Raw genomic sequence first — 17,066 nt, forward strand, 5'->3', positions numbered from 1 at the left:
GGATGTCGGTGGTCTGAATCGCGTGCGTCAGGCACTGCTCTGGGCAATGGCACGCTTTAGCTGCTGCTCGACCGGGCAACCGGCGGTCCGGGCATCCGTGATCATGGCGAACAGACAGCGCCCGCCGCTGGCCGCCGCCCAGACGGCGCCGATGTCGCGTTTCTCCCTGGAGTCGTCGTTGCTGAAGCGGTCGCCGCCCTTGTACTCGACCGCCAGCAGGCGTTCATCTTCCAGACGCAGCACGAAATCCGGATAGAAACGGTCGGTTGCGGTCGGCAGCCAGAAAGAAGTCAGCGGCTGGCGCTCCAGGTTGCGCACCCAGAAGCGCACGGCGTCCAGCCGGTCGATCGCGATGGCGCAGGCGGTTTCCTCGGTGTTCAGGTCGGAATCCAGCTCGCCGGGGCGCGGATAGAAATGCTTCTCGAAGTGGTAGCGTCCCTCGAACCACCAGTGTGCCGGATAGCGCTCGGGGTCGAAGCGGAAGGCGTGATGCTCCGACAGGCACAAGCCTGCCGATCCATCGAGCAGGCTGTGTTGGAAGGTTTGACGACGCTGTGAGTCGACCAGCGTCTTGAGACGTTGCGCCAGGGCCTCGGCGAGTCGGTTGGTGTGACGCGCGCAGTAGTTGAGATCGATCCCGCGTGCGCTCAATCCATCGAGCACACGCCCGATCCAGGCGATGGTATCGGCTTGCAGCAGACTGTCGCGCCGGATCGCGCGGTCGAGCAGGCGGATCAGTTCGGCGCGCGGCATGGCGTCCGTTCCGCTGTCGAGATCGAGCCGGTAGTTCGGGTGCTCGACGGCGATCCGCAACTGACCCTGGTCCAGGTCGATCAGGAAGGGCTTTTCATCGTCCTCGCGCGTGAAGCCGGGCAGATCTGCCGGGGCCGCCGCCAATGACAGCGGCGCCAGTTCGGCGAGCAGGGCCGGTTCCAGGAGCTGCAATTCACCCTGCACGGGCAGGGCCAGTCGCGGCAGCGGGCCGAAGTCGAGCCGCCGCTGAGCCGGCGCCAGGGCGATCTGGGCGCGGGTCTGGTGGCGCTCCAACTGACGCGACAGCTCGGGCCGATGACGTTTCGGGACGGCTTCGACCACGGCGTCGACGGTCGCGGGTGCGAGCAGTCCAGTCACCCTGACCACGGGTGGAGCCTCGGTGTCCGGCGCGGGCGGATCGAGCGTCACGCCCTCGGGCATCAGCTCGCCGAAGCTCCGGCGCAACTGTTCGGCGACTGCCGCCGGGATCTCGAAGGCGCTTTGCACCTGGGGCGGTTCGGCGACCGAGCCGTTGCCGTTGTCGTCAAGGTCGCCGAAGAGATCGTCCGTTCCCGGCTGGACGGCGCTCGCCGCCTCGAATTCCTCGAAACCCATCGACACCAGCCGATCGACCAGTTCGCTCGCGACCTGCACGCTCCCCGAGCCGCAGACATGGGCATAGGCGCGGTTCAATTCGGGTGCGCGGCGCTCGCGTGCATAGGGCAGACGCAGCACGCGCCCGAGCAACTGTTCCATGTCGCGGCTGGAGCGGATGTTCTGCACGGTGCAGAACACATAGGCAAAGGAGCAGTCCCAGCCCTCGCGCAGGGCTTCGACGGTGATGATGAAATCGATCGGGCAGTCGGGCGCGAACAGGTCGACGCCTTCGAGTTCGCGTTGGGCGCCGGTGGCCACGGCAAGGCGTCGCTCGGCGATCCCGTGCGCCTCGATCAGATGGGCGCGCAAGACCTCGACCGTGACCGCGCCGTTCTTGGGTTCGGCCTGGAACAGCACCAGCGGACGGATGTAATCCGGTTCGAGCCGCGCCCGTTCGGCCAGGCGCTCGCGCGTCAGCAGGGCATCGCGCACCGCCTCGCGCCAGTTCGGATGCGGTACGAGCAGGATCGGCAGCTTGATCATGTCCTCGGCTTTGAGTTCCTGGGCCGAGACGTGATAGAGCAGGTTCTGATCCGGGGCCGGGGTGGCGGTCCATTCGATGACGCAGGCCGGGCGGATGCGCCGGAACACCTCGAACGACAGCGGGGTGGTGTGGTTGTGGGCCTCGTCGACGATGACGATGGGGCGATGCCAGGCCAGCAGGTTGGCCAGCGAGCGTTTGATCGGGCGCGCGTTTGAGTCGCCGATCAGGCTGCACAGATAGGGGCGTTCGGCGAGATCGGCGTCGCTGACCCGTTCCAGGAAGTCGGCGTCGGGCAGGGTCTTGAAATGCGGCTCGAAGGCTTCCTTGTAGGCGTAGACCTCGCGGCCGGCGGTCTTGTCGACGCGCAGGGTCTGCATGGTGGCGATGATGAGGATGGTGCGCGCGCCGAAGTCCTGGGCGCGTAGCTGTTCGCCTTCGTCGATGTCGATGACCGTCAGCCGGTCGGCGGGCCAGTAGGACAGCAGGGCCTCGCGGTAAGGGTGGCCGGGGGTGCGCAGGGCGTCGCGGGTCTGGGCGCGAATGGTGTTGGTCGGCACTAGCCAGAGTACGACGGGATGGTCGACGCCGGCATAGAGTCGGGCGGCGCGTTCGATGGCGTGCGTGGCCATCAGAGTCTTGCCGCCGCCGGTCGGGATGCGCAGGCAGACTTGGGGGATGTCGGGGGCGTCGGCGGAGAGCGGGCGATAGGGTGCGTCGCACAGGTGCTCGCCGAGGATGCGGCGGCGGGCGGTGTTGAAGGCGGTGCTCAGGGCGTTGGCGTCTCGGGCGCCGCGCGCCAGTTCCAGGAACACCGAGAGCGCGCCCTCGGTGTCGGGCGTGCCCAGGGCGCGTTTCTGGTAGTCCTTGAGGATCAGGGGCATGGGTGGTCGTTAGGCCGGAGTTTGATGGAGCGGCTAGGCAACGCGCTTGATGCTCAAGGATTGACACACACGATTGGCGGTGTCGATGCGTGTTTGTGCGTCAGCGCGTAATGCCTTGTAGAACGCCTCGCGTGAAAGACCGGTTGCTTTGGCGATTTCGGTCATGCCGCGTGCGCGGGCAATGTCGCCGATGGCGGCGGCCAGCAAGGCGGGATCATTTTCTTCGAGTACGATGCTCAGATATTCGACGATCGCTTGATCGTCTTCGAGGTATTCGGTGATGTCGAACTCAGGCAAGTCGGCAATGCGGATTTTCTTGGTCATGGTTCAATCCTCAAGAGTGGACGCCAGTGCGATGGCCTTGGCGATGTCGGCGGCCTGTGTCGATTTATCGCCGCCGCCCAGCATCAGGATCAGTACCGGGCCGCGCCGGACGTAATACAGTCGCCAGCCGGGGCCGAAGTGTTCGCGCATCTCGAAAACGCCATGGCCGACAGGTTGGACGTCGCCGAGGTTGCCGAGCGAGGCTTTACGCAACCGAGTGGCCAGACGGCGTTTGGTGAGTCCGTCTTTAAGTCCCGACAACCATGCCGCGAACTCGTCCGTTTGCTTGATCTGTATCATGTTTGCGAATTCGTCAAAGACGCGATTTTCCAATGAGCAGACTCTGAACGCTGATATCTTCGTCGAGCAGCGGCCAATGGATGCCCCTGCCGTCGCCCAATAGTTCGAACTGAGCGCGCTCCGGCGGCATGGCGTTGGCTAGACGAGGAAACCACGCCAGTGGCACTGAGATGATACGGCCATCGACAAGTCTCACCACCAGTTCATCCTCGGTGCATTCGATATGATCGGCGCGCGGATCTACAGGCTCAACGCATTTGAATGTCATAGGGAATCTGCTTGAACTGAATATTCAATTCACGACGGCGCGTTTCGGGCATGAGGGCGGCTTCGCCGTAGATGATCCAGCGTCGGGCGCGTCCGGCGGCGAGCGGTTCGAGGTCGCGCCAGAGGGCGGAGGTCAGGACGTTGCCGCCGTCGGTCCGGCTGTCGCCGAGAATGCCGTTGTAGAGCAGCACAACGGCGGTGTCGTCGTGGAGGCCGAGCAGGGGGCTGGGCGTGGCGTCATGGGTCGTCCAGGGTGTGCCGGTTTCCAGGAACCAGAGATAGCCGGCCAGGGTCGGGAAGCGCACGGCCGGGTTGATTCGTCCATCCGGCTCGAAGACGGGCGGGCCGAGGGTCAGGAAGCGGAATCCGCCGCCGCCGTTCCAGTCGACCGCTTTGGAGATTCCGCCCGGTTCGCCGTCGATGACCTTGAGCAGACGCGGCAGGCAGTGGGTGCGGGCGTGTTCGCCCATCTCGATGCCGATCCAGCGTCGGCCCATCTTGTGCGCGACGGCGGCGGTCGTGGCCGAGCCGAGGAAGGAATCGAGGACGAGATCGCCGGGGTTGGTGGCGATGTGGAGGACGTGCCGTGCTAGACGCTCTGGTTTTGGAGTAGAGAAAATGTCATCTCGCCCGAAAAGTTTTGCGACTTCCTGTTTTGCTTCTCTATTGTTTCCAACGTCCGTATTTAGCCAGACAGTTGTTGGGACCAAGTCGCCTAACTCAGATTGAAATCGTTTGCGGAATGGAAAAGTACGGCCGGTTTTTCCCCACCAAATTCGGTCGTCTTTTTCGAGGGCCGCAAAAGTTTCTCTGGATAGACTCCAGTAGCGATTCTTGCGCGGGACGAAAATATCGCCATGTGGACCTGTTACTTCGTAGTGTCCATCTGAATAAGGTTTTGCAGCCGTGAGGTCAGAGCGACGCCATAGCCCACGAGGGTCATCATCAGGATTCCAAAAATCCGCATCGCTTGCGTAGGATCTTGAAACTTTGTTAGGTCGCCAAATTTTGAGGTTTCGAGCGAACGCTATGATGAAATCATGGTCGTCAGAAAGATGCTGGGCTGAATTGTTGCGAGCATGAAGCTTTTGCCAAATGCCTGTTGCAATAAAATTCCCGCGCCCAAACACATCATCCATGACGACCTTCAAATAATGCCCCTCGTTGTCGTCGATCGTGACCCAGATCGACCCGTCCTCGGCGAGCAGATCGCGCAACAGCTCCAGACGCGGATACATCATCGACAACCACTGACTGTGCTCCAGATTGTCGTCGTAATGCTCGAAGGCGCTCTTGGTGTTGTACGGCGGATCGATGAAGATGCACTTGACCCGCCCCGCGCAGAACGGCAACAGCGACTTGAGCGCCTCCAGATTGTCGCCCTGAATGAGCCAGTTGTCGGCGTCCGGGTCGCCGTGGACGGACTGCGTTTCCAGCAATCGATAGGGCACGCGCCGCGCGGCACGCTTGGCCTCGGCATCGCCGAGCCAGGTCAGTTGGGGCATCGTCGGTCAGTCCAGTCCTGAGTGATTCGAGAGAGCGAGCCGCGATCCGTGGATGCGACCCAAGCGACAGCTATCTTAACGAGCCTTTGCACTCAAGCCCAGCGCCGCCTAGACTCTAGCCGACTCAACTAGACAGGTCGCCATCATGTCCGCTTCAACCTGGTCGCTCCAAGACGCCAAGAATCGCTTCAGTGCGGTCGTCGATGCCGCCCAGCGCGGTGAACCACAGTGGGTCACGCGACGCGGCAAACCGGTCAGCGTCGTGATTTCCGCCGAGACGTTCGAGCGTTTGCAGCAACTGGAAAGAGCCTCCGCACCGTCGTTTACGGACGTGCTGCTGAATCTGCCGCAAGACGACGAACCTTTTGAGCGCCTGCCGCTTCAGCAGCGTGATGTGGAGTTCTGATGTACCTGCTCGATACCGTCGTCCTATCCGAACTCCGCCGCCGTGAGCGTCATCCCGGAGTCGTCGCCTGGATCTCGGCTCAGCGCCCTTCCGATCTGTTCCTCAGCGTTGTGACCATCGGCGAGATCGAGCGCGGCATCCTGTTGCAACGAACCAAAAACGCCGAGTTTGCAGCCGCCCTGGCACAGTGGTTGGAAACGGTCCTGCATCTGTACGCCGATCGTATACTCGGGATCGACACGGCGATCGCCCGTCGTTGGGGGCAGTTCTCGGCCGAAATCGGCCATGAGAGCGCCGATTTGCTGATTGCCGCCACGGCACAGGAGCACGGCTTGACCGTCGTCACACGCAACATTCGGCACTTCACGCCCACAGGTGTCAAGGTGCTCAATCCGTGGGAGGCTGCCGCCTAGCGCGCGTCGGATACATTGCTGTCGAAAAAGACCCCTTTCCACGGAACTTCGTAGATCGCGCGATCCGTGCCGGTCGCGCCCCGCTGGCCGACGATCCGCGCCGCAAACGCCTGAGCGCGTTCGAGGATGGTCGCCAGCGGCCAACCGTGGATCAAGCCAAGCAGCGTGACCGATGCGAACGCATCCCCCGCGCCGACCGTATCGACGACCTCCAGTGCTTGCGGCGGCGCGACCAAGACCGGATCGGCGTCCTGAGTCAAGCCGAGCGCCCCGTCGGCGCCGAGCGTGACGATGAGTCCGGCGAGATCGTGGCGCTCCAGAAAACGCTGTGCCGACTCGATCAGCGCCGAGCGCGAATCCGGGTCCGACGCCAGCCAGCCCTCGTGCTCGGGCGCGGCATCCGACAGCCGCGCCAGCTCGTCGCGATTGAGCTTGACCCAGTCGGCCTCAGTCACCAGCTCGCGGGTCTGGTCGAGCGACCACCAGGGTTCGCGCAGATTCACATCGAGAAAGATCAGATCCGGCCCCGCACTCTTGAGTTCGTCGAGCGTCGCCGCCGACACCGGCCCGCGTAGCGCCAGGGTGCCGTGATAGAGCAGACCGCCCGGCGCGATGTCCTCGGGCGCACGCACGAAGTCATAGGCGCGCTCGGGCACGATGTCATAACTCGGCTCGCCGTCGACCAGACTGACCGTGACCGCCCCGGTCGGATGCTCGGGATCGGTCTGGAGACAGGACGTAATCAGCCCCCAGTCCTCCATGCTCGCCCGAATCTGCGCGCCCTCCGCATCCGCGCCCACGGCACTGATGAAGCGCGGCGCGACACCGAAGCCAGCCAGATGCCAGGCCACGTTGAAGGGCGCACCGCCGAGCACCTGACGCCCGTCGGGGAAGTGGTCGAAGAGAACCTCGCCGAAGATCTGTACGCTGGTGTGTTTCATCAGTGTCTCCGCGATCAGCCGATCCGATCCGCCAGATCGGGCCTGAAATGGGCCACGCCTTCCAGGATGCCCGCGCCATAGTTGCCGTTCAGCCCGCGCCAGTTGCCCTGGGCGCAGTAGAGCCGGTCGGCCAGATCCAGTTCACGCGACTGCGCGACGGCCATCTCCCGCACCTCGGGATGGGCATTGGCGACCAGGATCGAACGCACCGGACTGACCAGCACTTCCAGATCATTGCCGCTGTCGCCGGCAAAGAGCGTCGTGTCCAGACCACGCCCGATACGGCACATCAAAAACTCGATGGCGTGCCGCTTGGACGCATTCGCCGGCAGGATGTCGAGCAGTCCGACCCCAGCCGCCTCGTCCATGCTCCAGATCAGATTGGCGCGAACCTCATGACGCTCCAGACATTCGCGAATCCGGGCACGCAGCGCCTCCGGATCGAGATCGGCCGGGGTGTAATAGCTCAGTTTGAACGGCCCCTGCTTTTCGCGTTCCTGCTCGCGCAGTCCGTCGAGATCGGCCAGCCAGTCGGCGATGTCCGCCGGCCCGGCCCAGTCGGTCGCGATCTCTGTCTCCCAGTCGTGCACCCGCTCCCAGACCCCATCGACGATGACATGCAGACTGGTCCCGACATCGCCGATGACGAAATTGGGGACCGGCAGTTCGTACTCGGCGATCGCCGACTCGATCAGCGCCCGATGGCGTCCGGTGACATAGGCCAGGGCTACTTCAGGTTCGGCCACCAGACGCCTGAACCAGGGACGCGCCTCGTGCGACTCGGGTTCGCGCCCGTTGGGGATCAGGGTGCGATCCAGATCCGTGCACAGCAGCAGGGGACGCGCGTTCATGCTGGAGCCTCCGGTTCAGGTTCGGCGACCGGCTGGGGGACCGCGTCCGGCACGCGACAGGAGCGGAAGAAGTCGTAATGGTCGATCGCCTCCAGGATGCCCTTGGCATGGGCCTGCTCGGCGAAATAGATCCGGTCGAGATCGGCGAGCTGCGACAGTTCCTCGTGATGGCGATTGGCGACCACCACCGCCAGCGTATTGCCGCGCATCATGTCCTCGTCCGCGCCCGAGCCGCCGACCACCAGCACATGCTCCAGCGGGATGCCGAAGCGGTGGGTGACATAGCGTACCGCCTGACCCTTGCTGGCGCGGATCGGCACGATGTCGAGGAACTGCCCGAAGGCATGGATGACGTTGACGCTCAGCTCGCGCGTGCGCAGCAGGGTCGAGATCTCCTCGACCGAGGGCGCGATCGCCGGATCATAGTGATAGGAGATCTTGAACCGGCTCTGTTCGATCTTGCCCTGAGGCACCAGCCCCGGAACCTCGGCCAGCGCCTGACGGACCGACTTGGGTTTCCAGAGATGGTCGACGTGATCGCTCCAGTAATCGTCGAGCACCAGTTGGCCGCTGTAATGGATCTCGGTGCCGAGACTGGTGATGAGCACATCCGGGACCGGGATGCCGTGGCGTTTGAGTTCGATCAGCACCGAGTCGAGCCGGCGCCCGGTGACGATGCCGAAGTTGGCGCAGCGTTTGTTGCGCTTCATCATCGCTACGAACTGCTCGACGCCCTCGGGATCGCCGAGCAGGCTCTGATCGAGGTCGGTGAAGAGTGCGCGGTCGCGGTAGACCAGACTACGGCGCATCGGTGGCGTGCCGGGGATCGATTCGTGACGTTCGGTCAGCGGCCCGACCTGCGCGCGGTAGCTCTCGGCATGGGCCTGCCAGGAATAGAAGCGGCGCACGCCGGCCAGACCGTTTTTGGAATAGGTCTGCCAGGTTTCGCGATCTTCCAGGATCTTCAGCAGCGCCTCGGCGATCGCCGTCCGGTCGAGCGGATCGACCAGCAGACCGTTCTTGCAGTTGCCGATGATGTCGACCGGACCGCCGTTCTCGGTCGCCACCAGCGGCAGGCCGGTCGCCGCCGCTTCGAGCAGGGTCAGACCGAACGGCTCGGTGAGCGCCGGATTGATGAAGACCCCGCCCGAGCGCGCGACCAGCCGATAGATCTCCGGGACTTCGTCGGCGCTGTGGTGCTTGGGCAGCGCGACCCGACCATAGAGGTCATGGGCATCGATGGTGATGAGGATATCGGTCAGGACGGCGCGCGCGCCCTCGTCGAGATCGCGGATGTCGTCGCGGTTGCCGGCGACGATCAGCAGATTGGCCAGCTCGCGCAGACGCGGACTCTCGGCATAGGCCTCGACCAGGGCGACGATGTTCTTGCGATGGTCGGCGCGCGAGAGGGCCAGGATCAGCGGCTTGTCCGGCTCGTCGAGAAAGCGCTCGACGACCTCGGCGAAGGGCGGGAGCGGGTCGTCGTCGGCCGGCGGATGGAACTGCTTGAGATCCGTACCGGGCGGGATGACGCGCATGCGCTCGGGCAGATAGTAGTCATACAGCCCGTACTGTTCCTCGATCTCGTTGTGGGTGCTGGTGATGACCAGCTCGGCCGTGGCCAGGGTCGTTTCCTCGGCGTCGATGCGGCGCAGCATGTTGTAGCGCGCGTCGATCTGGTCGCTGTCGAGACCGGCGGCCAGCAGGCGCTGGCGCTTGTCGCGTCCGAGCGAGTGGCCGGTGTGCACCAGGGGCACGCCGATGAGATTGGCCAGCCGCGTCCCGACATAGCCGGCGTCGGCGTAGTGGCTGTGGATGATGTCGGGCCACTGGCCCTGTTCGTGCAGAAAGGCGGTCAGGTTGTCGACGAAGCCGTCGAGATGGTCCCAGAGCTGTTCCTTGGGCAGATAGCCCTCGGGACCGGCGTCGAGCCGCAGGATGCGTGCTTTATCGTTGAGCGGCTCGACGGCTTCGGCGTAGTCGGGACTGACGGCCGGGTCGACGACGCGCCGCGTCACCAGATCGACCCGCGAGACATCGGCGCGTTCGCCGAGTGCGCGGGCCAGATCGACCACGTATTTGGTCTGTCCGCCGGTGTCCGCGTCCCGTCCGAGTTCCAGGTCATGACCACGGATCAGTCCGTGGATGCTGAGCATCAGAATATACATCGGGTGAAGTTCCCCCGTTTCCCGGCGACCGCGAAGGGCGGCGCCTTCTTGTCTCCATAGGGTTTCAGGGTAAGTGACTTTGCCGCTGATGCCAATCGTGGCGTCTCAGGAGGCCATCACCCGGTGATCCGGTCTACAATCGCGGCTGACTCGATCATGGGAGATCCAGATGGCACTTCAACCCAAACCAAGCTTGAGTTTCGACGACTGGCTCGACGGCGAGCGCGCGAGTTTCGAGACGCGCTATGAGTATGTCGACGGCGAAGTCTTCGCGATGAGCGGGGGTACGGCTGAGCACGCGATCATCATCGGCAATATCCACGGTCAGTTGTGGATGCAGATGAAGGGGCGTCCTTGTCAGGTCTATGCCAGTGACATGAAGCTGCGCATCCAGGCCGCTGAGGCGGGCAAGTATCCGGATCTCATGGCGCTGTGCGGCGAACAGCAGTTCCACGATGGTCGACGCGATCTGCTGCTCAATCCAAGCCTGATCGTCGAGGTGCTGTCGAGTTCGACCGAAGCCTATGATCGCGGTGACAAATTTGCGCTCTACCGGCGTCTGCCGTCACTGCGCGAATATCTGCTCGTGGCTCAGCACCGGGTGCAACTGGAGCTCTATACGCGCGGCGACGATGAGCGCTGGATGCTGACCAGCGTGGATGATCTGGCGGGTTTTGTCCATCTGTCGAGCGTCGGCTGTACGCTGACGGTGGCTGAGGTCTACGACAAGGTGGTCTTTGCGGCGGAGCGCACTGTATGAATCCAAGCCAAATCCAGGACTTTTTCCGTAACGACCGTTTCGCCGCCCATGTCGGCATCGAGCTGCTGGAGGTCGGGTTGGGGCGGGCACGCGCTCAGCTGCTGATCGACGACCGGCATCTGAACGCCGTCGGCGTGGCGCACGGCGCGGCCATCTTCAGTCTGGCCGATCTGGTGTTCGCGGTCGCCTCCAATTCGCATGGCACGGTCGCGCTCGGCGTGAACGTCTCGGTCTCTTTCATGAAGGCGGCACGGCGCGGGTTGCTGATCGCCGAGGCCGAGGAGGTCTCGATCAATCCCAAGCTCGCGACCTATGTGATCCGCGTCAGCGACGAGGCCGGTCAAGCCGTGGCGCTGATGCAGGGGACCGTCTATCGCAAACAGGAGGCGCTCGATGACTACATCGGTCGTTGACGGATATTCGCCCGATGCCGGATCGGAGCCGCTGGACGACGTGGAGACCGAGACCGAAGCCCGTGAGCCGGTCGCCTTCGGTCTGATCGTCATCGGCGACGAGGTGCTCAACGGCGCGCGCGTCGACGGGCATCTGCCCGCCTTCAAGCGCCTGATCGGCGAGCGCGGTCATACCCTGGCCCGCTACTGGATGCTCCCCGACGACCCGGACGTGCTGACGGCGCATCTGCGCTTCTCGATGGGACGGCCCGAGCCGGTGTTCGTCTGCGGCGGCATCGGCGCGACCCCGGACGATCACACCCGCGCCTGTGCGGCGGCAGCGGCGCATGTCGAGCTGGTGCGCCATCCCGAGGCGGCGCAACTGATCGAAGACAAATTCGGCGAGTCGGCCTATCCGCATCGTATCCTCATGGCCGATCTGCCGGCGGGGGCGGATCTGGTGCCCAATCCGGTCAACCGGATGCCGGGGTTCACGCTGGCGCGGCACTGGTTCCTGCCCGGATTCCCGAAGATGGCCTGGCCGATGGCCGAGTGGGTGCTGGACCGGCACTTCGGACGCTGCGTCCAGGCGCGCGAGTCAGCGGTGCTGGTGCGCGGCGTGCCCGAGAGTCAGTTGATCCCGCTGATGCGCCGCTTGACTCTGGAGTATCCCGAACTCAAGCACTTCAGCCTGCCGCACATGGGCGAAGATCCGCACATCCGGCTCGGCTTTCGCGGACGCGATGGACTCGATGACGCCATGCGCGAGTTGCGTCAGGCGCTCGACGATGCCGCATTCGAGTACATCGAGGCGCCGGTCGATGGGACGCGGGAGGACTGAACAACGCCTCCGCTCTCCGGATGCGGCTCAGGAACGTCCGCTGTCGCGATAGGCGCGCTGCATCCGGCTGAGCCTGTCGATGCGGCCCTCGCCCTGGAGTTCGGCGATGGCCTCGCTCAACGCCTGCCGCTGCGCCCCGGCGAGCGCGGCCACAGTCGCCTCCTGGCGACGCACGGCGCGCAGGCGCTCGGTATCTTCTTCGCTGATGGGTTCATGCTCGGCGCGTTCGACGATCGACTCGATCAGGACGCGGCGGCGCTTCTGCAAGCGCTCGACCATGTCCCAGTCGTCGCCCTGGGCAGCCGGTTTCATCTGATCCGTCGCGGCGACCAGGTCGCTGATGAGATCCGTCAGATTGGCCATCGATAATCTCCATCTCAAGCGTGTTGGGCGGTATCCGATCCGGGGGTGTCGGTTTAATATGCCAGCTTCGCCCACGGCCGACGAGGATCTCTTTCGATGCCAGCTCATGCCGCCCTACCGGAACGCCGGATCTCGCCCGCTCGTTCGTCCTCGCTCTTGCGTTTACCCCCACTGATCTCGATATCCGCTCGCGGCTTCCAGGGCGGGGTGCTGAGCGCCGCGCTCGCCCTGGCCCTGACCGGCTGCGAACCGGCCACGCCCACGTCCGCCCAACGCGAGATGCCGCCGCCGAGCGTGATCGCGGTCGCCGCCACGACCCAGAGCATCGAGGAGGAAGCCCGCTTCGTCGGTCGTGTGGTCGCGGTCGATCGGGTCGATCTGCGCGCCCGCGTCGAGGGCTTCCTCAAGGAGCGTCGCTTCCAGGAAGGACAAGCGGTCGCGGTCGGCGATGTGCTCTACGTGATCGAACCCGATCAGTACCAGTCCGTGGTCGAGCAGCGCGAGGCCGATCTGGAGAAGGCCAAGGCCGACTCGCTGAACGCCGCTGCCCAGCTTGCGCGCGGTCTGGAGCTGCTCAAACAGAAGAACGTCGCTCAGTCCGATGTCGACAAGCTCCAGGCCGCCGCCGTCGGCGCCAAGGCCGGTATCGCCCAGGCCCAGGCCGCCCTGAATGCCGCGCGCCTGGATCTGAGTTATACCAAGATCCTCGCGCCGATCTCCGGGCGCATCGGTTTGTCGAGCCTGAGCGTCGGCTCCCTGGTCAGCCCGTCGTCCTCGGATGCGCTCGCCACCATCGTCAGCAGCGATCCGATCTATGTCCAGTTCCCCATCACCCAGCGCGATCTGCTCGACGCGCGGCGTCGGATCGCGTCCAAGGGCGGTGATCCGAGTAAGGTCGTGCTCCAGGTCCGACTGCCCGACGGCAAGCTCTACGAGCATTCCGGGCACCTGGACTTCGTCGATGTGACGACCGATCGCACGACGGATTCCGTGACCCTGCGCGCCGAGCTGCCCAATCCCGAGGGGATCCTGATCGATGGTCAGTACGTGGGCGTGGTGTTGCAGAGCGGTGAGCCGGAAGCGGCGATCCTGATTTCGCAGTCCGCCCTGCAGGTCGATCAGCAGGGGTTCTATGTCCTGATCGTCGATGCCGAGAGCAAGGCGCAGATCCGCCGCGTCAAGACCGGCCCGGCCAAGGGGGCTGAGATCGCCGTCACCCAGGGCTTGAGCGCCGGCGATCTGGTCATCGTCGAGGGCATCCAGAGCGTCATACCCGGTCAGCCGGTCAAGGCCGTTCCGCCCCAGCAGGCCGAGACGGAGGCGCAGCCATGATCTCGGACGTCTTCATCGATCGCCCGCGGCTGGCGATCGTCATCTCGGTGGTGCTGACCCTGGTCGGTCTGGTGGCCCTCACCCAGCTTCCGGTCGCCCAGTTCCCCGACATCGTGCCGCCCCAGGTCTCGGTGAGCACCAGCTATTCGGGGGCGAGCGCGTCCGTGGTCGAGTCGACCGTCGCTCAGCCGCTGGAGTCGAGCATCAACGGCGTCGACAACATGCTCTACATGAAGTCGTCGAGCAACAACGACGGCAGTTATTCGCTCACCGTCACCTTCGCGCTCGGCACGGATCCGGACATCAACACGGTCAACGTCCAGAACCGCGCCAACCTGGCCATGGCCCAGCTCCCGGAGGAGGTCAAGCGTCAGGGGGTGACGGTCCAGAAGCAGTCCTCGGCCATGCTGCAGGTGGTGGCGATCTATTCGCCCAAGGACTCCTATGACGGACTTTTCCTGAGCAACTACGCCGCCATCAACCTCATCGACACTCTGGCGCGCGTGCCGGGTGTCGGCGAGGTCGCGCAGTTCGGGCCGCTCAACTACAGCATGCGCATCTGGCTCGATTCCGATCGGCTGACCGCGCTCGGACTGACACCGGCGGACGTGGTCTCGGCGATCCAGAGTCAGAACGTCCAGGCCGCCGTCGGTCGCATCGGCGCTCAGCCGATGACCTCGGATCAGCAGTTCCAGATCACGCTCCAGACCCAGGGCCGGCTGAGCGATGTGGATGAATTCGAGCGCATCCTGGTGCGCTCCAATGCGGACGGCTCGCGTATCCTGGTACGCGACCTCGGGCGCGTGGAACTCGGCGCCCAGCAGTCCGACGCCGTCAGCCGGCTCGATGGCCGGCCCACGGCGGCCATGGCCATCTATCTGGCTCCGGGCGCCAACGCGGTGTCTGTGGCCGATGGTGTCGACGCCGCCATGAAGAAGCTGGCCGAGCGTTTCCCGGACGATCTCGACTATGCGGTCGTCTATGACACCACAGACTTCGTCAAGGCCAGCCTGGAGAAGGTGGTCCACACGCTCTTCGAGGCCTTCGTGCTCGTCATCCTGGTGGTGTTCCTGTTCCTGGGCAGTTGGCGCGCGACCCTGATCCCGCTGATCGCGGTGCCCGTGGCCCTGATCGGTTCCCTGGCCTTCCTGCTGCTGATCGGATTCTCGCTCAACACCATCTCGCTGCTGGCCATGGTGCTGGCCATCGGCATCGTGGTCGACGATGCCATCGTGGTGGTCGAGAACGTCGAGCGGATCATGGAGGAAGAGGGGTTGTCGCCGCGCGAGGCGTCCAAGAAGGCCATGGGCCAGATCACAGGTCCCATCGTCGCCATCACCCTGGTGCTGTTGTCGGTGTTCCTGCCGGTGGCCTTCATCCCCGGCATCACCGGGCAACTGTTCCAGCAGTTCGCGGCCGTGGTCGCCTTCTCGATGCTGATCTCGGCGATCAACGCGCTCACGCTCTCGCCGGCGCTGTGCGCCATCCTGCTCAAGCCGACGCATCACAAACGCGGCCCCATGCGCTATGTCCTCGGCGGCATCGACCGCATCCGCGACGGCTATGCGTCCGTGGTGCGGCGTCTGTTGCGATTCTCGCTCCTGGTGCTGGTGTTGATCGCCGGTGTCGGGCTGGCGACCGGCTGGCTGTTCAAGGTCACGCCGACCGGCTTCCTGCCGACGGAGGACCAGGGCGCCTTCATGGCCCATGTCCAGTTGCCCGAGGGCGCCTCGCTCAACCGCACCCTGGCGGCCGTCGAGCAGATCGAGAAGATCGTGCTCGCCGATCCGGCCGTGGAGCATGTGATCACCATCCCTGGGTTCAACATCATCGATGCCAGCGTCCAGTCCAATGCGGCGGCGATCGTCGGTCGGCTCAAGCCGTTCGAGGAACGCACCACGCCGGATCTGGCGGCGCCGGCCGTCATCCAGCGCATCGCCATCGAGACCGCCGGCCTGCCGGCGGCGCGCGTGATGCCCTTCAATCTGCCGCCCATCGTGGGGCTGGGCACGGGGAGCGGCTTCGAATATCAGTTGCTCGATCTCCAGGGGCGCGAGCCGGCCGATCTGGCGGCTGTGATGCGCGGTCTGGTGCTGGCGGCCAACCGGGATCCGGTGCTCTCGAGCGTCTATTCGACCTGGACCACCACCAATCCGCAGATCGACCTCAAACTCGATCGTGAAAAATCACAGATACTGGGTGTGCCGATCAGCGACGTCTTCAATGTGCTCCAGTCGACGCTGGGCGGTTACTATGTCAATGACTTCAACCGTTTCGGACGGGTCTGGCAGGTCCAGATCCAGGGCGAGGAGTCCGATCGCGCGACCTTCGAGGATGTCTATCGCATCCATGTGCGCAATACCGACGGCGAGATGGTGTCACTGCGTGCCCTCATGTCCGCCAAGCTGATCGTCGGCCCGCAGCTCATCCAACGTTACAACAACTATCGCAGTGTCACGCTCCAGGGTGGTCCCAAGCCGGGTTACAGCTCGGGCGAGGCGATCGCGGCCATGGAGCGCGTCTCGGCCGAGACCTTGCCGAACGGCTATGGTTTCGACTGGACCGGAACGGCCTTGCAGGAGAAGGAGGCCGGCGGCAAGACCCCGATCGTGCTGGGACTGGCGGTGCTCTTCGCCTATCTGTTCCTGGTCGGACTCTACGAGAGCTGGTCGATGCCGGCGGCGGTGCTGCTCTCGGTCACGATCGGGGTGCTCGGAGCCATGGTCGCGCTGCTCGTCGCTCAGTTGTCCAACGATCTCTATGCGCAGGTCGGCTTGGTGGTGCTGATCGGACTGGCGAGCAAGAACGCCATCCTCATCGTCGAGTTCGCCATGGAGCAGCGCGCCTTGGGCAAATCCATCCAGGAGGCCGCCGTCACGGGCGCGCGTCTGCGGATCCGGGCCGTGCTCATGACCAGTTTCGCCTTCATCCTGGGGCTGGTGCCGCTGATCCTGGCCAGCGGAGCCGGGGAGGCCAGTCAGCGCGCGGTCGGCACGGCGGTCTTTGGCGGGATGCTGGCGGCGGCCTTGATCGGTATCTTCCTGATCCCGATGCTCTATGTGGTGTTCCAGCGACTGCGCGAATGGGTGCATGGCGGTGCTTCCCGAGGCGGCCATGTCGAACCCGACGCTGCCCAGCCCGGTGAGGTTCATCCATGATACGGCTCAAGACGCTCTGACCATTGCGGAGGAATGACGGATGGCAGTCTGGCGCTCGACCGGGGTCTGAAGCTGGCCAAATATGCGCGCGCCGGTATCGGTCGCTACTGGGTCGCGGACATCCCGCATCGCACCCTGCACGACTATCGCGATCCCGACCGTTTCGGCGGACGTTACCGGCAGTTGCACTCAGTCAGCGAAGGCCGGATCAGCGTTACCATCGAGGAAGTGGAGATCCCGTTCGAGATCCCAGAGTTGTTTCCAGGCTGA

17 protein-coding genes are annotated in these 17,066 nt (G+C 64.4%); 8 read left to right on the top strand and 9 right to left on the bottom strand.

The window, feature by feature from the left end; genetic code table 11:
- Positions 1–27 precede the first annotated feature (27 nt).
- From HW932_RS00985 to HW932_RS01005, 5 genes are read right to left on the bottom strand one after another with little or no spacing between them, the layout of a single operon-like run.
- Positions 28–2,775 carry a DEAD/DEAH box helicase family protein gene (locus HW932_RS00985; protein WP_176974636.1) on the bottom strand — a complete coding sequence of 916 codons (2,748 nt, stop codon included), beginning with the start codon at positions 2,773–2,775 and terminating at the stop codon, positions 28–30.
- Between the two features lie 33 nt (positions 2,776–2,808).
- On the bottom strand, positions 2,809–3,099 hold the full coding sequence (locus tag HW932_RS00990; RefSeq protein WP_176974637.1) for an addiction module antidote protein: 291 nt from the start codon (positions 3,097–3,099) through the stop codon (positions 2,809–2,811).
- A 3-nt stretch (positions 3,100–3,102) separates the two neighbouring features.
- Positions 3,103–3,399 (bottom strand): type II toxin-antitoxin system RelE/ParE family toxin, encoded by a 297-nt coding sequence (locus HW932_RS00995; RefSeq protein WP_176974638.1) that lies wholly within the window; start codon positions 3,397–3,399, stop codon positions 3,103–3,105.
- 13 nt (positions 3,400–3,412) lie between these two features.
- Positions 3,413–3,667 carry a DUF2442 domain-containing protein gene (locus HW932_RS01000; RefSeq protein ID WP_176974639.1) on the bottom strand — a complete coding sequence of 85 codons (255 nt, stop codon included), beginning with the start codon at positions 3,665–3,667 and terminating at the stop codon, positions 3,413–3,415.
- Positions 3,648–5,171: a site-specific DNA-methyltransferase gene (locus HW932_RS01005; protein WP_176974640.1), complete on the bottom strand. Its 1,524-nt coding sequence runs from the start codon at positions 5,169–5,171 to the stop codon at positions 3,648–3,650. The genes HW932_RS01000 and HW932_RS01005 overlap by 20 nt, the downstream gene beginning before the upstream one ends.
- Positions 5,172–5,316: 145 nt before the next feature.
- Between HW932_RS01005 and HW932_RS01010 the strand changes: the two genes are divergently transcribed.
- The gene (locus HW932_RS01010; RefSeq protein WP_176974641.1) at positions 5,317–5,577 is read left to right on the top strand and encodes a type II toxin-antitoxin system Phd/YefM family antitoxin; all 261 of its coding nucleotides are present in this window, start codon (positions 5,317–5,319) and stop codon (positions 5,575–5,577) included.
- Positions 5,577–5,990 (top strand): type II toxin-antitoxin system VapC family toxin, encoded by a 414-nt coding sequence (locus HW932_RS01015; RefSeq protein WP_176974642.1) that lies wholly within the window; start codon positions 5,577–5,579, stop codon positions 5,988–5,990. The genes HW932_RS01010 and HW932_RS01015 overlap by 1 nt, the downstream gene beginning before the upstream one ends.
- Here the strand turns inward: HW932_RS01015 and HW932_RS01020 are convergent.
- Genes HW932_RS01020 through HW932_RS01030 form a run of 3 tightly spaced genes read right to left on the bottom strand, consistent with a single transcriptional unit; the run spans position 5,987 to position 9,950 of the window.
- Positions 5,987–6,931, bottom strand: coding sequence for a PfkB family carbohydrate kinase (locus tag HW932_RS01020; RefSeq protein ID WP_176974643.1), 945 nt, complete (start codon positions 6,929–6,931; stop codon positions 5,987–5,989). The genes HW932_RS01015 and HW932_RS01020 overlap by 4 nt on opposite strands.
- Positions 6,932–6,945: 14 nt before the next feature.
- Entirely contained in the window at positions 6,946–7,782 is an 837-nt protein-coding gene (locus HW932_RS01025) for an HAD-IIB family hydrolase (protein WP_176974644.1), read from the bottom strand.
- Entirely contained in the window at positions 7,779–9,950 is a 2,172-nt protein-coding gene (locus HW932_RS01030; RefSeq protein WP_176974645.1) for an HAD-IIB family hydrolase, read from the bottom strand. The genes HW932_RS01025 and HW932_RS01030 overlap by 4 nt, the downstream gene beginning before the upstream one ends.
- 169 nt (positions 9,951–10,119) lie before the next feature.
- On the opposite strand from HW932_RS01030, the gene HW932_RS01035 reads away from it, so the two are divergent.
- Genes HW932_RS01035 through HW932_RS01045 form a run of 3 tightly spaced genes read left to right on the top strand, consistent with a single transcriptional unit; the run spans position 10,120 to position 11,943 of the window.
- A complete protein-coding gene (locus tag HW932_RS01035) occupies positions 10,120–10,710 on the top strand; it encodes a Uma2 family endonuclease (protein WP_176974646.1) in 591 nt (196 codons plus the stop codon).
- Positions 10,707–11,123 (top strand): PaaI family thioesterase, encoded by a 417-nt coding sequence (locus HW932_RS01040; RefSeq protein WP_176974647.1) that lies wholly within the window; start codon positions 10,707–10,709, stop codon positions 11,121–11,123. Before HW932_RS01035 ends, HW932_RS01040 begins: the two co-directional genes overlap by 4 nt.
- Positions 11,104–11,943, top strand: a complete 840-nt coding sequence (locus HW932_RS01045) for a competence/damage-inducible protein A (RefSeq protein WP_246296594.1) — start codon at positions 11,104–11,106, stop codon at positions 11,941–11,943. Before HW932_RS01040 ends, HW932_RS01045 begins: the two co-directional genes overlap by 20 nt.
- A 27-nt stretch (positions 11,944–11,970) precedes the next feature.
- On the opposite strand, the gene HW932_RS01050 is transcribed toward HW932_RS01045, so the two are convergent.
- Entirely contained in the window at positions 11,971–12,306 is a 336-nt protein-coding gene (locus HW932_RS01050) for a flagellar protein FliT (RefSeq protein WP_176974648.1), read from the bottom strand.
- 96 nt (positions 12,307–12,402) lie between these two features.
- Here HW932_RS01050 and HW932_RS01055 point away from each other — a divergent pair, with 96 nt between their 5' ends.
- From HW932_RS01055 to HW932_RS01065, 3 genes are read left to right on the top strand one after another with little or no spacing between them, the layout of a single operon-like run.
- The gene (locus HW932_RS01055) at positions 12,403–13,638 is read left to right on the top strand and encodes an efflux RND transporter periplasmic adaptor subunit (protein WP_176974649.1); all 1,236 of its coding nucleotides are present in this window, start codon (positions 12,403–12,405) and stop codon (positions 13,636–13,638) included.
- Positions 13,635–16,796, top strand: coding sequence for an efflux RND transporter permease subunit (locus HW932_RS01060; RefSeq protein WP_176974650.1), 3,162 nt, complete (start codon positions 13,635–13,637; stop codon positions 16,794–16,796). The genes HW932_RS01055 and HW932_RS01060 overlap by 4 nt, the downstream gene beginning before the upstream one ends.
- Before the next feature lie 33 nt (positions 16,797–16,829).
- Positions 16,830–17,066 (top strand): Uma2 family endonuclease, encoded by a 237-nt coding sequence (locus HW932_RS01065; RefSeq protein WP_176974651.1) that lies wholly within the window; start codon positions 16,830–16,832, stop codon positions 17,064–17,066.

Source organism: Allochromatium humboldtianum, assembly GCF_013385175.1.
In the GTDB taxonomy this organism is placed as follows: Bacteria; Pseudomonadota; Gammaproteobacteria; order Chromatiales; family Chromatiaceae; genus Thermochromatium; species Thermochromatium humboldtianum.